Below are 15,268 nucleotides of genomic sequence, written 5' to 3' on the forward strand. Positions count from 1 at the left end.
CACAAAGCCACCTAGAACTTCCCGAAAGTGCTAAAACTTTCGGGAAGCTGGGGTTGTGAGGGATAAAATTTGGGCTTTATCGTTGTTTTTTGCCAACAGCCAATACAATTTTCCTGCCGAATTTTTAAACGGTTTGATGTGCCGAACTTGCCCGTAAATCGGCACTTTGGAAAGCTGGATTTCAAACTGATTTTTGCCTTTGTTGAGCAAAACAGTGCCAAAATCGGCGTCATACCGTCCCATTTGGATGTTGTTATCATAAAAATTCCCCCCTAAAAACACATCAGGCAGGTGATCGCCGTTGGCGTCGATCATGGTGGCTGTTTTGTACGGACTCAACTGCGCCAAATACGGTAAAGGCTGAAACTGAAAATTCCCTTTGCCGTCGTTGACAAAGACACCGTTGGCAAATTCATTGGCTTCTAAAACGTCCATTTTACTGAGTTTGTCTTTGCCAAACAAGTTCTCTACCGACGTTTTGGCAAAATCGCGGGCGTGGATGTATTCTTTTTTGATGTAAGGAAACTGCTTTTCAGTTTCCATTTTATTTGCAAACAAGGTTTCTTCTCCCTTGAGGTAGTAGGTCAAAATCTGGTCAACACGGTCGTTTTTGTCAATGTCACCTACGTACAACCGAACGGGCTCTTTTTCAGAGGCTTTGATGCGGCTGTTTAGCCCCAAATTTCCTGCTAAAATATCCAAGTCACCGTCTTGGTCAAAATCACTTGTCAACGTAAAATTCCACCAGCCTTTCTGGTTGCTTCCAATGGTTACTTGCTCAAACCTTCCCTTTTTTTGGTAAAATGCAGTCAGTGCCTTCCATTCGATGGACAACAGCAAGTCGGGACGTTGGTCTTTGTTTAAGTCAACCAGTTCGGCGTTGGTTACCATGCCGATGTTGCGTAGTTCGGGGGCGAGTTGCGTTGTTTTGTCCGTAAAATTTCCTTTTCCGTCGTTGACGAGCAAGTACGAGGCAGGATTGTTGCCGTAAGCTTTGGGAACAGAACGTCCACCGATGAACAAATCCACGGCGCCGTCACCCGTAAAATCGAAAGCCCGTACGCACGAAGCTGTCACGTAGAGGTCTTTGAAGGCATCTTCTTTGCGCGTCAGTTGGCCACGTCCATTGTTCAAATACACCCGTGACTGAAGTTGATAGGCATTGCCAAAAAACTCATTTCCGCCGCTTGCCACCACCAAGTCAGGGTGTTTGTCACCGTTGACATCGGCCCATTGGGCGTCCACATCCTCGTAAATGAGGTCTTTTTCGAGGGCAGGTTGGGGCAAGTTCTTAAACTTACCGTTGGCGTTTTGGAGATACACTTTGCTGAGGGCATCGCGGGCATTGCCCAAGAAAATATCATCAAGCCCGTCGTGGTTGATATCGGCTACAGCCACCGCAGGCCCCGCCGATGAGGCCAAATGCGGAATGAGTGCTTCGCGGTCAAGTTCGTTGAAATTGTTTTCTTGGTGGACAAAGTCAAGGGCGACTGCCGCTGTTTTGTCCTCAAAAGGAATCTGGGGCGTCAGTAGTCTTTGCAAACGTTGGTAGTCAAAACGGGGCAATTTCTCGCTTTGGACGAGTTTTATTTGTTTTTTTAACTCACCATTACGCAACACTTGGTAGGTTTGGTTGGGCCAAATAAAAAGCAACGAATCTACTTCGGCTATTTTTCCGACGCCCACCACCAGCGGAATTTCGGCGCTTGACTGAAACCCACGCACGGGAAATTTTTCATAGCTAAGGACTTCTCCTTTGCGAAATACCAAACATTTGGCGCCAATCGCGTTGCGGTTGCCCGTTTTACCTTCGGTTTGAAGGGTAATTGACTCGTTGGCAGTGGTGAGATTTTCGTAGATAAATGCCTTGTCGTTGATGTTATTGGCAATCACGTCGAGGTCGCCGTCGTTGTCCAAATCGGCATAAATGGCACCGTTGGAGAACGAAGGTTTGTCGTTTTCGATGGCATTTTGCCAATCGGTAAACTGCAGGTTTTGGGTGTTGTGGTAAAACTTATTGGGAAGTTTGATTTCGGGCAAAATGTCCACTACGTCGGGGTCATCTTCGTTAAATTCGCCCTTGTTCATTTTTTGCTGAATGGCCTCATCCGACACAAACTGAATGTAGTCGATGTCGTTCATGCGTTTGGGGATACCGTTTGAGATGAAAATGTCTTTCTTCCCGTCGTTGTCAAAGTCCATCATCAGTGGCGACCACGACCAATCGGTGGCATATACTCCCGCGTACATTCCCATTTCCGAAAACAAACCGTTTCGGTTGAGTTGAAGGTTATTTCGAGCAAATTGATAGCTGTAGCCTTGGCGGATTTTGTACTTAAAAATGTTGTACGAATCTTCCCCTTCCGAACGCTTCAAGATTTCTTTGTCGTTGGGAAGCATGTCGAGCGAGATAATTTCGGGAAGTAGGTCGTTGTTTAGGTCGCCGATGTCGATTCCCATCGAAAACTGACTCGTGTGCATGAGTTGTTTTTCGGAATCTTCGGCAAAGGTGCCATCTCGTTGATTGAGGTACAAATAATCGTTTTCGTGAAAATCGTTCCCGATGTACATGTCAGGGTAGCCGTCGAGGTTGACATCGCCAATGCCTACGCCCAAGCCGTAGCCCAGCACGTCGTTGATGATGTGCGCTTGCTGCGTGACGTCCACAAATTTGCCATTGTCGTTTCGGAAAAACTTATCGCCTGCGGTGGGGTGCGGTGTCCCTTGGAAAGCGGAGCGAAAACCGAACGTTCCGTTTTGGTGAACGGAGTGATTGAGTTGGAAAAAGTCCAAATCACCGTCTAAATCGTAGTCAAAGAAAGCGGCCTGTGTGCCTAGCCCTTTCAAGTCGAGGCCGTATTCTTTGGCTTTTTCTTCGTAAACGGGAATTCCTTTTGCCGTAATTTCTTTACAGACAAACAACAAATTGTGTCCATCCAAACTCGGAATGCCGCCCACTTGGCTGATGTAAATATCCAGTTTTCCGTCTTGGTTGATGTCCACCACCGACACGCCGTTGGCCCATGCTTTGTCTTGGTTGATGTTGGCTTGGGCAGAAACATCTTCAAACTTCATCTTGCCTCGGTTGAGGTACAGTTTGTTTTCTGACAGATTTCCCGTAAAACACAAATCAACGAGGCCATCGTTGTTGAAATCACCTACCCCTACGCCACTTCCGTTATAGAAGTACATATAGTTGAAAATATTGAGCTTGTTGTCGGCTTTGAGGGTATTGGCAAATTCAATGCCTGTTTCAGCCGATTCTAACAACCGAAACGCAGGGGGAAGTGTAGGTTCGTCCGACTGACAACGGCTAAGGACGTAAACGGTACTGGCAAAGAAACCAAAGGTGAAAATACGATATAGAAGGGTTCGATTAATCATCATTAAAATTCAAAATTATAAGCCAAACTGACAATAGGAGCGCCAAAAATCTGCAAACGTTTGGCTTGGCTAATGTTCTTTTCGGTTTTGAAAAAGACCGAATAGACGTTTCGGCGGGCGTATAAATTATAGACTGTAAAAGCCCATTTTCCTCTGAAACGACGGTCTTTCATACTCGGGTTGTAAATGTTCCAAGCAAAGTCTAAACGGTGATAATCGGGCACGCGTTTGTTGTTGCGTTCTTCATAAAACGGAAAGAAATTGTTGAGATAATTGACAAAACCCACGGGCTGCGTGTAAGGCCGCCCTGTGCTATAAATAAACGTAAAACTAAACGAATTGTGTTTGTCAATGCTAATGTCGAACGAAGTGTTGACGCTGTGCGGTCGGTCGTAGTTGGCGCGGTACCAATGCCCGTTGTTGACTTGCTCAATCGAAGGGAGGTCGGTGTAAGTTCGGTTAAATGTGCGCGAATAGGTATAATTGACCCAGCCATTAAGTCGTCCTTTTTTCTTGGTCAACATCACTTCGAGGCCATAGGCTTTGCTCAAACCTTGGACAATTTGCGTTTCGGGGTACGGTTGGAGCAAAAAGTCGGCGCCAGGTTTGTAGTCCACCATGTTTCGAGTAAATCGGTAATAACCTTCCACCGAAATCTCATAAATATCGTTGGGGAACGAGTAATAATAGCCCGCCGAAAGCAAATTGCTGATTTGGGGCTTAATGTGCGGGTCGCTTGTTTTCCAGCGGGAGGTTGGAATCGGCGTGGTGGTATTGGAAACAATCTGCAAGTACTGACGCATGAGGTTGTACCCAAATTTGAACGAAGTTCGTTCGTTCAGGGCGTACCGAATCCCAATTCGTGGTTCCAACCCGCCATAATTACTAAACGCTTTGTTGTTGCCCGCTTGCACTGAATCAATGACCGAAAAGTCGTCGCGGGGCTGGCCTGCTTCGTAATTTCGATAGAGGGCAGGCCCCAATGTTTGAAAATACGAATACCTAAGCCCTACCGAAAACGCCAATTGCTTGTTGAAACTGTATTCATTGTCGGCGTGCCACGCCCATTCGTTAGCGCGCTCGGAAGGCGTGACGATGTTACTTACACTGGCGCTGTTATTGGGGACTAGCTCGCCAGGTTGAATATCGTAACGGGTAAAACTAAGCCCTGTTTCCAGCTTGTAGTTGGTCAATACATAGTTTAGGTTGGACTTGAGTTGCTTCTGAGTCAGGGCCGAATTCAAATCGACGAAGTTGTCGGTGTCTTTTTCTTGGGTTGATATTTGAGGGGTATAATGGGCGTAAATGGCGGTGGTTTGGATGTCCATTTTGGGCGAAATTACCGTCAACCAGCGGGCGGCAGCGTTGGTAGAAGTGTGCTGGTAGCGGGTAAATTCGCCAATGACGTTGGGTAGCCCTGGAAGTAAATTGGTGCTAAAAAGGTCGTAGCTTTTGTAAAACGTGCCCGTCAGGGTGTTTTTAGGGTTAATTTTCCAAAACCCTTTCCAAACGCCCTCGCCGAATTTTGCTTTGATGTCTTTCAATTTGTCGGAAGCAATTGGCAACAAAAAATCGTTGAAAGCTCCGCGTGCCGCCACATAAAACCCAAGTTTGTCTTTGACCACAGGAACATTGACCATCAGTCGGTTCGATACAATACTGACACCGCCCTTGATTTTGAGGCTATCTAAGGTAGGATTTCGGAGTTTGATGTCGAGTACCGACGCTGCGCGCCCACCGTATCGACCAGGTACGTTACCCTTGTACAAATCCAAGGTTGAAACCGCATCGGGTGGAAATACCGAAAACAACCCAAACATGTGTGTGGGGTTAAAAATGGGCGTATCGTCCAATAGAATTAAATTTTGGTCGGTGGTTCCGCCTCGAATATTAACGCCGTTGGAGGCTTCACCCACGCTCGTAACTCCAGGAAGCATCTGAATCCCGCGCAATAAATCCACTTCCCCAAAAGCCGAAGGGAGTTTCTGGAAGGTCTTGATGTTGATTTGATTTACCCCCAAAATCGGTTGTCGAATGGTTTGGTCAAATCCTTTGGTCGTAATCACGACTTCCTCCAACTGGTTTTCGGTTTTATCCAACAGCACGGTTACTTTCAGGCTGCGGGTCATGGGCGGGAAATACTTGGAATAAGGCACGTACCCCACATAACGTATGGAAACGACATGGCTTTGGCGGTCAACGGTTAGGATAAACTCCCCTTTTTCGTCCGTTTTGGTTGCGCCTTTGCTGCGGTTATGGTCAAGGATAACGGTAGCTCCCACGAGCGGTTGCTTGCTAATGGAGTCCAAAACTGTTCCGCTGATGGTATAGATTTGGCTAAAAGCAGCAGTAGCGCTCAAAAGCCATCCCAATAAAAAATACAGTGTCTGTTTCATCGCCAGCCAAGGGGGGGGATAGGGGTGCGGGTAAAACTTGGTTGACAAATGGCCAAGGGAATGTCAGGACGCTCGTTGGAAGGTTCTTCAAGCGTAACTGGGCGGTTGTTGATAAAGCTATAAAGACCGTTTGGAAGTCCTCCTGTGGTGTTTCGGCGGTCGAGCATAACGCGTACTTCGCTCACCGAAGAGGCCGAAAAGTAACCCAATACCAACTCATTGGCATCTTTTACGTTTCGGATGTTTCCTCGCAGGGGTGCAGGGGGCGTATCGGCCAAAGTACCAGTATTGATGGATTGGTCTTGGAGTAATTTTAAGTAGCGGTACGTGTTAGGTGACAAGGACATTTGCTGGAGACTTACCAAGCAGGGGTTCGACTGGCGCAGGGGTATTTGAGCGGCAAGTCTGTTTTTTTGAGGTTTGCCATTGGTATAAACATCCGATAAAATGTTGATGTCCGAACTATAAAAAATATCCCAGCAGCGCGTTCCGCAATAATAATCAAAACGGTCATTGACTTTTAAGGTTAGGTCGCGGTAGCAATCGCCTGTTTCTCCTTGCTCGGTTTCAAACAAATAATAACGTCCTTGGGTACAAGTGGCACAAATGCGCTGAATTTCCCAGTTGACCCACCGCCAACGGTAAAAATTCTTTTCGTTGGGGGCATCATCAAAATCGACATAAATGTCGTTGCTCGAAACTTTCTCACTTGACCCTGCTGCATTGGGAATACCTGTAAGGTTGAAACCCTCCGATACGTTTTTGATGGCTGGGACAGCATACATCGTCTCGACATCAGTTTCATACACTTTGCCGTTGGCCAGCTGAAACCGTAATTGGTACGTATTGCCTGCTTTGGCCCGAAAACCATTGGGACAATAGTAGTAACCCGCGAGCCGTTCTTCAAGCTGAATTTCATCTTTTTGATTGATAATCAACTTGACAAGGGCTTGCTGCTCAGGAAAATAAGACTGCCGCGCTGGATAGATTTTGGACGTAAAATCGGAGCTTTTGAACGAAGCATCTTTGGGCGTACTAAAAATAGATACGTACTGTGGCTCGTTTAAGTCTGTCAGAGTCCCATCTACCAGCAAGTATTCTTTGGAGGTGTAAATATCTGCATTGAAATCGTCCACGCAGCCGATGAGCCAGACCAAGCTACACAAAACTCCCATCGCTATCAATAACCGTTGGCGTATCATAGAATCATCATTTTTTTGGTGGTTACTTCCCCTTTCGTATTTCTAAGCAGCACGGTAAAAATGCCCTTTTGAGGAGTCGAGAGGAGGCTATGGTGGGTTTGTTGGTATTGGGTCAAGTTGCCGAGGGAATGTTTGTAAATCAGGGTTCCCAGTATATCAATCACCTCAATGGTATAATCATCGGTTGTAGGGGCGATGATTTGTAAGTTTACTGCGCCTAAGTCCCGTGCGGGATTGGGATAAACAACCAGGGCATCTTGTACTTGTGGTACGGTGCTGGTGAGAATCCCTAAATCGTTACGAATGATTTGAACCGAGGCGGTTTTGCTACAATCCCAATCAAAGGGGATACTCAATTGAAAATTGGGTAAATCATAATAGGCCGTTTTGGCCTTTGGGGGCGACTCTGTTAAAAAGCTAACGGGAATCGTTTGTCCATCGAGAAGCACCGCTTTAGGAATACTGGTGATATTTTTTATTTCCAACAAAATGTAGCGACTCCCGAGCCCTTGGGTGTAGGTGTGCGTGCGGGTGAGCGTTACGCCGATGGTGTCAGTTTTGGATTTTCCCGTCAGTTTGAGGAGTTCGTAGTTTTGGTTTGTAAGCACGTTTGCATCCGTCCCCCTGTCGTGGAAAATGGTAAAATCGGAGTTAGGTACCGATACATCTTGAAAAAACTTGATGACCAAGCTATCCGAAACGTAGGCATCGGTCGAAGACTTGGCACTGACGGCCATGGGGACAAAACCACCCGCAGGTACATACACGGGGATATTTTCAAGGGCTACATTTTCAAAAATATTACCTCCACCTTGATAAGATTTCTTTGACCAAAAATCAAACCATTTTCCGTTGGGTAATTGCACTTTCCGTACGAGCATCCCGTGAATCATAACGGGAGCAACGAGCAGGTTTTTTCCAAAAAAGAACTGATCGTCGATGTTTGCTAGGCGGTTGGATGGTTCAAAGTAGTCCATCGAAAGGCACAAAGGTCGCCCCGTTGTGGTAGTCTGATAGGCAAGGCTATAAATGTACGGAAGTAGCTGATAGCGAAGCTTTATCGCGGCACGGGTGTTGTTGTAAAAAGGCTGCGTTAGGATGTATGGTTCGGTAACGTTTCGTTCACCATTGACGCGCATAATGGGCGAAAACGTCCCAAATTGTGTCCAACGCATGTCCATTTCTTCGTCTTTAGGCGCTTTGTCGGAAGGAGTCACGTAACCTCCAATGTCGGAGTGGAGGTAGGCTAAACCTGAGTAGCCCGCGTGAATCATCATCGGAATTTGGAGGGTAAGCCCTAGCCAATACCGAGCAACGTTGCCAGTCCAAGGCAAAACACCGTACCGCTGTGCGCCCGTCCAAGCTGAGCTTGTGAGGTGAAACAGGCGACTGCCAGGAAAAGCCGTGCGGTGGTTGTCATAGATGGTTTTGGCCCAGAGCAGCGAGTAAAGATTATGGACTTGTGCTGAGGGAGTATTGTTATGGACCAAAAACGTGGGATGTTGCGGTGGCTCTAGCCCGACACTCGCCCAGCCACCGAGGCCGTCGTTTGTCCGAGGAGTTAGTTTACTGGCGAGCCACTGTTGGGTATTGGTTTGAAAAATATCCAGCAAACTGGTCGTATCACCGCCTTGCGTGAGGATACCTGTGGTTCCTGAAAGTGTTTTTGTTAAAAGACGAAGCGAATCCAGACTACGGTAATTTGCGGAGGCTTTGTTGACGTAGGGAGAGTTCATCACCACTGTTTTTACACCTTTGGCCAACCAGTTCTTTATCATATTGGCAGGGGACGGAAATCCCGCTTGTCCCCAATTCAAATTCCCAAGGTTGTTGGTGTTTCCTTGCCATGGGGTGTTTATGATGATGGCATCCAAGGGAAAGTTCTGACTCTGTAAATTGCTAATTACGTCGTTCAACTCGCGCTCGGTACTGTAGCTGCTTTTGGATTGGAGATAGCCCAATGCCCAACGTGGAACCAAGGGTTGCCGTCCTGTGAGGGCAGTGTATTCGTACAAAATTTCGTCGTTGTTGGCGCCGTTAATAAAATAATACGACCAGAGTCCTGGGCTGCTTATTTGGGCATCTATTCGGGTAGAGTCCAATGCGCCTAAGTAAGCGCGCATGTCGCCAGGGAGCGGGCTGTCGAGTAAAAGCCCGTATTGCCCCGACGCCACAAAAAACGGAATGGTAATGCTTTGAGCCAATCCGAATGTTTGTCCATAAATATCATCAAAATACCACGGACGAAAGGTGTTGGTAAATTCCGAAACTTTGCCCGTTAGGTTTACTTTGGACACCCTTCCGCCTGTTCCGTGAAAAATTTCGTTGGGGTCAATGACAAATGAAATCGAAACATCTTGGTTCTTATAGCCAAAAATGTCTTGTTTGATTTTGGTTTTGCCGTTTGCTTTTAGCGCAATCGAAATCGGGGACTTAGTGATTTCTAATTGGCTCGAAGGGGTAATAATCATCAGCGTTGCTGGGGTTTCTACCAGCTGAAATTGGCGCAGTGAAAGCGGCTGGCCAACGACGGCGTAGGATGTATCTTGAAAAACGCTGTTGGAAGGAAACTGCGTTACCTTAAAAACGTTGTTTGAGAATACTTGTACGCGCACTTCGGCCGACGAACCAACTAAGCGTAATTCGGTATTTTGGGCCGAAAAACGAAGTAAGTTACCCGCATTTTGTGCTAAAATAGGCCACGAGAAGCACCCGATAAGCGCGATTGTTGCCCCAATAAATTTCCACATTCCTGTCCGCACATTGTTTTTCATAGCGTGGGTTTGGGCTGTTCTATTTTAAATAATTGTGGTATGGCATTGTTCAATAAACTAATCATGTATGGCGTGCCATTCACCTTAACGGGTTTGAGTTGGGTCATTTCGCCCTGTGGAGTAAAGCCCGAAAGGTGATCGGAGACTGCGGCAAAAACGCCTTTTCCCTTGTTGATAAGAATTTTTCCCTTGAAAGCATCCAAACGTGAAAACTGAGGAATGAAGTTGTAGTTGTTGCCTCCGAGCAAAATATCTTTCAATCCATCGTTGTTGACATCGACGCAGTAGGTGGCGTTGATGCACGAAATCTGGGCTTCCACAGGAAGTGTTGATAGGCTAAAATTGCCTTTGCCATCGTTGATGGCTACGACAGAGTGCATGTAGTTTACTTGTTTGACCGTTGCTTTGGAAAGTACTTCGGACGTAAATAAATCCTTTAGCCTTTTGGTCGCGTAAGCTGAGTGTTTCAAACTTTCTTTTTTCAAAATCGGAAACTGCTCCATCATTTCTCGTTTCAGTAGCACGGGACTGTCTTCGTCCTCAACGGTTTTGGTTAAGATTTTATCGGTTAATCCATTGTTGTCAAAATCGCTCACCCAAATTTTGATAGTGCTGTTTTCGGAAGCGCGCAACATGAAGTTATCGCCGATGTTTCCTAGTACCAAATCCAAGTCCTTATCGTTGTCGATGTCCACGGCTTCGATTCTTCCCCAGAAGCCTTGGTAATCTTCTAAACCTGTTTTGATTTGGGTAAAAGCCCCGTTTTGGTACGCAAAAGTCATGGGATTCATCCAATCACCGACAACCGCCAATTCTTTGTTGCCGTCGCTGTTGATGTCTTCCCAAACGGCATCACGAATCATTCCTAAACTTTGGAAGCTTTTGGGGGTACTGTCTTTGAATTTGAGGTTACCAAGGTTTTCAAAAACGTAGCTGACGGGAGAAAGTCCGTAGGTTTTGGGCAAACTTCTGCTACCGACAAACAAGTCTAAGTCGCCATCTTTGTCATAGTCCATCGGAATCACGACGCTGGTGTTCATGCCGTTTGGTGGCAGGGCGTTGGCGACGAGGGAGAAGTTACCTTTGCCGTCGTTGGCATACAAGCGGTCGTTTAAGCCTCGTTGGTTAGGGTCGAGTTCGTTTCCTCCTGCTCCAATGTACAAATCTAAGTCCCCGTCTTTGTCAGCGTCAAAGAATACGGCTTCGGTGTCTTCAAAATACTTGAAATCTTCAAAAATCTTTTGTTCTGATTTTTTGAAAGAACCGTTGATTTGAAGGTATAATTGCCCCGCTTGGTTGGCGGCTCCACAAATGTAAATGTCGTCGGTTCCATCGTTATTTACGTCCCCCACGGCTGCCCTTGGGCCTTCATTGGAGAGCTTGACGGGAATGTTTTTTTCTTGGTAAAAGTCTTCGTAATCGTTTTCCTTATGGGTGTCAAAAGGAGCATCGGTTTTGACTAAGTACATCGACAGGCGTTCGATGGGAGCAGGAGCGGTGCGTTTTTTTGCATTGCTTATGCTCAGTTCGTGCATTCGGTCAGCGGGGAGGTTGTTAAGTTTGGTGATTCGGCCATCGTACCAAGTAATGGTCACGGAATCAACTTTGGTCGTCGAACCTAACCCAAGCGTTACGGGATATTCGGTGCTTGACTGGAAGCCCCGCGCAGGCATGATATTTTTGCTTAATACTTGGTCTTTTACATAGACTTTTAATTGTGTGCCGATGGCATCACGGTTTTGACCTTCGCCTTTCAGTTTAAACTTAATATAGTGAACGTCTTTGTTTTCGTTGGTTTTGTTGCGATACACAAACGCTTTTTGGTTGACATTATTGACGACCAAATCCAAATCTCCGTCATTGTCCAAATCGGCATAAGCTGCCCCGTTTGAAAAGGAAGGCGTTCCAAATCCAAAACTTTTGCTGGCTTCTTCAAATTTGAGGTTGCCTTTGTTATGGAAAAAATTGTTGACAATAGGGCGTGAAGGCATTTGATTGATAATGGCATCAAAACTCTTTTTCTCTCCTGAGAGCACCATTGTTTGGGCTACTTCGTCGGCAAAGAAGTCAATAAAATCTTGGTCGATGACGTCGTTATAAATACCATTGGACACATAAATGTCGGTTTTCATGTCATTATCAGCATCAAACATCAATGCTCCCCAACTCCAGTCGCTCGCTTCAACGCCGCTCAAACACGCAATCTCGCTGTAAGTGCCGTCTTGATTGTTGAGTTGCAGGGCATTTTGCATAAACTGATTGTAAAACCCTTTCTTTTGTTTGAGTTTGAAGATGTAATGGCTTTCAAATGAGGTGGTGCTTTTAAGGCGAGTTTCGTCGATGGGAAGCATGTCAGTTGTAAAAATATCCGAGTAGCCATCGTTGTTAATGTCGGCAAAATCAGCCCCCATGGAAGCCAAGCTGGTGTGTCCGATTCGTTTTTCTATTTCTTCTTTAAATGTTCCGTTGCGTTGATTGATGTAGAGATAATCTTTTTCAAAAAAGTCATTTGAAATATAAATATCGGGGTAGTTGTCATTGTTGAGATCACCGACGGTCACGCCCAATCCAAACCCAATCAAACTCCCATAAATCCCTGCTTGTTCACTGACATCGACAAACTTGTTGTTGTCGTTTCTCAGTAATTTATCTCCTCCACCTTTTAAATAATCTTTGACAGGCCAGTCTTTGGCGCGTAAGTCGCGGTTGTTATCGTAGTTGAGGGTATTGACAGGAATAAAGCTATTGTTCAAAATATAACAGTCCAAATCGCCGTCGAGGTCGTAGTCAAAAAAGGCCGCGTGGGTAGTATAGCCATCTTCATCGAGGCCATATTCTTTGGCTTTTTCGGTGAAGGTCATGTCGCCATTGTTGATATAAAGCGAATTGCCCTGGTTTTTGATGCGTTTGTCAATGCCCGCATTACAGACATAAATATCCAACAAACCATCGTAGTTAATGTCCACCATCACTACACCCGTGCTCCACTTGCCTGCGTCGGCAACGCCTGCTTTTTGGGTAATGTCCTCAAACTTAAAATTGCCTTTGTTGAGGTACAGTTTATTTTCACCCATGTTCGACGTCATATAAACATCGGGCAGCCCGTCATTGTTGACGTCGCCAATTCCTACGCCACCGCCGTTGTAGAAGTTGCGGTAGTTGAAGATGTTGAAGTTTTCATTGTTAGTTACCTTATTTTCAAAATCAATACCCGAATTGGTTACCGATTCAAAAAGCCCCTTGGTAGCATCTTCACTTTGGCAATTGGTAAAACCAATGGCGAATAAACTAAGGCAGATATATAAACGAGAATGACGCATGAATGAAATAAGTACTAAATGAATTAAAAGTAAAGTTGCTGAAGCGTGAGCCCTTGGACTTTTAAAAGGGGCTTTTTATAGACAATGAGGCCTTCTACGGGTTTCCACGTCGTAGGGTTTCCCATGGTGGTGTATTCTCCCACTTGGCCTTTGATGCGTAAAATAGCTTTTTCTTCGGATAGTGCTTCGAGCGTTATTTCGCCCGATGTCATAATGTATCCTAAACCGCGACGATTGGCGGGGTCGGTCATGCGCCCAATCATAGCGCTGGCTTGGGTTTGGTTGTTGGTATCAACGGCTTTGGTGATGGGTTTGGTGGCAAACCATTGGTCGCCGCCGATAGCAATCACGGTGTTTCCTTGAAATTGGTCGGTAATATTGATGCGGAACGCGTGGTCGAAGGCCGTTATCTCTCCTTTAAAAATACTGCTATCGCCATAAAATGGTTGGTTGTCAATCGTAAATAACACTTTGGCTTCGCCTTCTTTCAAGGTAGCGAGTATTTCGGAAGGGTTTTGTGAAGTTGAAGAACTGCTACAGCTCGACAGAGAGCTTCCAAACAAAAAGAGAATAAAATAAAAAGGTAATGTACGTGCTATCATAGGTGGGGAAAGTCACTAAAAGAAAAATGCCCGATGTGATTCGAGCATTTTTCTTTGAATTTATACTACTAAAGCGGATTAATACCCTTGATTTTGCTTCAAGTTAGGGTTAGAAACAAGTGCGATAGCAGGGATTGGGAACAATACAGTGTAGGCTTCTTTGTTGTCAGCACCAGCACCTGTAGTGAACTTACCGTAGCGAATTTCTACCGTACGTTTGCCACCTTCCCAGTACAATTCGCGACCGATTTCGTCGAACATACCGTCTGTGTTGATTGAGGTAAGTGCTTTTGCTTTGCGGGCAGTTCTGATAGAGTTTACAGTTACCAACGCACCAGCAGCGTCACCACCACGGAGTTGAGCTTCTGCTTTCATCATAAGCGCTTCAGCATAACGCATCAAGATGTACTTACCCGCTGTTGCAGGGTGATACTTGATAGCGCGGATACCTTTATCGGTCGCAGCGCCTGCCAAAGGTACATCACGAGTGAACGAAAGTACTTTTTGCGTACGTGAGTCAATAAGGTCTTTACCATTATCATCGATTTGTTTGCCAATCAAGAAACCATAACCGATACCAGAGAACTCAGTACCATCGCCTTTTGCTGGCTTGCCGATGCGTGGATCATCTTTCTCGAACTTATCATAGAAGTCAGCCAAGGTAGTAAAACCATTCCATCCAGATGGGTTTTGGCCGTAGTGCAACGTCATAAACCAACGGTTCTGAGGCGTACCTTCCAAGCTCACGAAAATGGTTTCTGAGTTAGCATTTTTCGAGAACGCGTTGAAGTAATCCGTATCAAGCTTGTATCCATCGGCAGTGATGGCATTTACATAAGTTGATACTTTGTCCATATCTGCTTTGTCAAATGTATATGGACCAGCTGGATTTGAAGATTTGTAAACTGCCTTATTCAAATACAACTTAGCAAGCAAGAAGTTGGCAGCTGCTTTGTTGGCCACACCGTTGGTTGCCGATGGACCTGCTTTTACCAATACAGGAAGTGCTTCTTCCAAATCTTTTACGATAAAGTCGAATGCTTCTGAGCGAGTCATGACGCGAGGAAGGTCATCAACCCCTTGTGTAAACTCTCTGAAAGGAACTTGACCGTAGAAGTCCATTACTTGGTACATGTTAAATGCACGCAAGAACTTAGCTTCTGCTTTCTGAGCTGCGGTTGCAGTCGTAGAAGCCAAAATTTCGGTGGTTTTAAACACGCGAGAGTTCAAGCTGTTCCAAGTATCACGAACTTGTTGGTGGGTCGCATCCCAAGTATGTTGGTCAAGCGTACGCCAAACCCCGTTATCACCCCAGTCAACCCCACGTGTAGGAGGAATCATTTCGGCTGAAGTGTGCATACCCAAAGCGTAAGCATTGGCTTGGTCAGTATAAAACCCTAGGTCTTTGTAAGCAGATTCTAATAGACCAACAGGGTCGCCTGCTACAGGAGTACCACCTTCAGACTGTCTAACGATAGAGTCTTTTTCGCTGTTTACTAAATCAGTACAAGAAGTAATGGTAGTCAAGCCTAGCCCAACTATCAAAGTTCTTACTATGTATTTATTAGTCTTCATTTTTTTGATTTTTTG

7 protein-coding genes are annotated in these 15,268 nt (G+C 45.7%); all 7 read right to left on the bottom strand.

What is annotated here, in order from left to right; genetic code table 11:
• Positions 1-30 precede the first annotated feature (30 nt).
• The 7 genes from AC23P2_RS08430 to AC23P2_RS08460 all read right to left on the bottom strand — a co-directional run bounded on the left by AC23P2_RS08430 (position 31) and on the right by AC23P2_RS08460 (position 15,253).
• Entirely contained in the window at positions 31-3,387 is a 3,357-nt protein-coding gene (locus tag AC23P2_RS08430; protein WP_487772778.1) for a VCBS repeat-containing protein, read from the bottom strand.
• Positions 3,387-5,780 (bottom strand): TonB-dependent receptor, encoded by a 2,394-nt coding sequence (locus AC23P2_RS08435; RefSeq protein WP_487772779.1) that lies wholly within the window; start codon positions 5,778-5,780, stop codon positions 3,387-3,389. The genes AC23P2_RS08430 and AC23P2_RS08435 overlap by 1 nt, the downstream gene beginning before the upstream one ends.
• The gene (locus AC23P2_RS08440) at positions 5,777-6,982 is read right to left on the bottom strand and encodes a DUF4249 domain-containing protein (RefSeq protein WP_487772780.1); all 1,206 of its coding nucleotides are present in this window, start codon (positions 6,980-6,982) and stop codon (positions 5,777-5,779) included. Before AC23P2_RS08440 ends, AC23P2_RS08435 begins: the two co-directional genes overlap by 4 nt.
• Positions 6,979-9,756, bottom strand: coding sequence for a TIM-barrel domain-containing protein (locus AC23P2_RS08445; protein ID WP_487772781.1), 2,778 nt, complete (start codon positions 9,754-9,756; stop codon positions 6,979-6,981). Before AC23P2_RS08445 ends, AC23P2_RS08440 begins: the two co-directional genes overlap by 4 nt.
• The gene (locus AC23P2_RS08450) at positions 9,753-13,076 is read right to left on the bottom strand and encodes a VCBS repeat-containing protein (protein ID WP_487772782.1); all 3,324 of its coding nucleotides are present in this window, start codon (positions 13,074-13,076) and stop codon (positions 9,753-9,755) included. The genes AC23P2_RS08445 and AC23P2_RS08450 overlap by 4 nt, the downstream gene beginning before the upstream one ends.
• Before the next feature lie 23 nt (positions 13,077-13,099).
• Positions 13,100-13,678 (bottom strand): hypothetical protein, encoded by a 579-nt coding sequence (locus tag AC23P2_RS08455; protein WP_487772783.1) that lies wholly within the window; start codon positions 13,676-13,678, stop codon positions 13,100-13,102.
• A 78-nt stretch (positions 13,679-13,756) separates the two neighbouring features.
• The gene (locus AC23P2_RS08460; protein WP_487772784.1) at positions 13,757-15,253 is read right to left on the bottom strand and encodes a RagB/SusD family nutrient uptake outer membrane protein; all 1,497 of its coding nucleotides are present in this window, start codon (positions 15,251-15,253) and stop codon (positions 13,757-13,759) included.
• Between the last annotated feature and the right edge of the window lie 15 nt (positions 15,254-15,268).

The sequence above is a fragment of the Runella sp. R0.1_18 genome, from assembly GCF_057652155.1.

Excerpts from the sequence above, each read along its gene's own strand:
- AC23P2_RS08430 (WP_487772778.1), bottom strand. The coding sequence starts at position 3,387 with ATGATGATTAATCGAACCCTTCTATATCGTATTTTCACCTTTGGTTTC.
- AC23P2_RS08455 (WP_487772783.1), bottom strand. The coding sequence starts at position 13,678 with ATGATAGCACGTACATTACCTTTTTATTTTATTCTCTTTTTGTTTGGA.
- AC23P2_RS08435 (WP_487772779.1), bottom strand. The coding sequence starts at position 5,780 with ATGAAACAGACACTGTATTTTTTATTGGGATGGCTTTTGAGCGCTACT.
- AC23P2_RS08445 (WP_487772781.1), bottom strand. The coding sequence starts at position 9,756 with ATGAAAAACAATGTGCGGACAGGAATGTGGAAATTTATTGGGGCAACA.
- AC23P2_RS08460 (WP_487772784.1), bottom strand. The coding sequence starts at position 15,253 with ATGAAGACTAATAAATACATAGTAAGAACTTTGATAGTTGGGCTAGGC.
- AC23P2_RS08440 (WP_487772780.1), bottom strand. The coding sequence starts at position 6,982 with ATGATACGCCAACGGTTATTGATAGCGATGGGAGTTTTGTGTAGCTTG.
- AC23P2_RS08450 (WP_487772782.1), bottom strand. The coding sequence starts at position 13,076 with ATGCGTCATTCTCGTTTATATATCTGCCTTAGTTTATTCGCCATTGGT.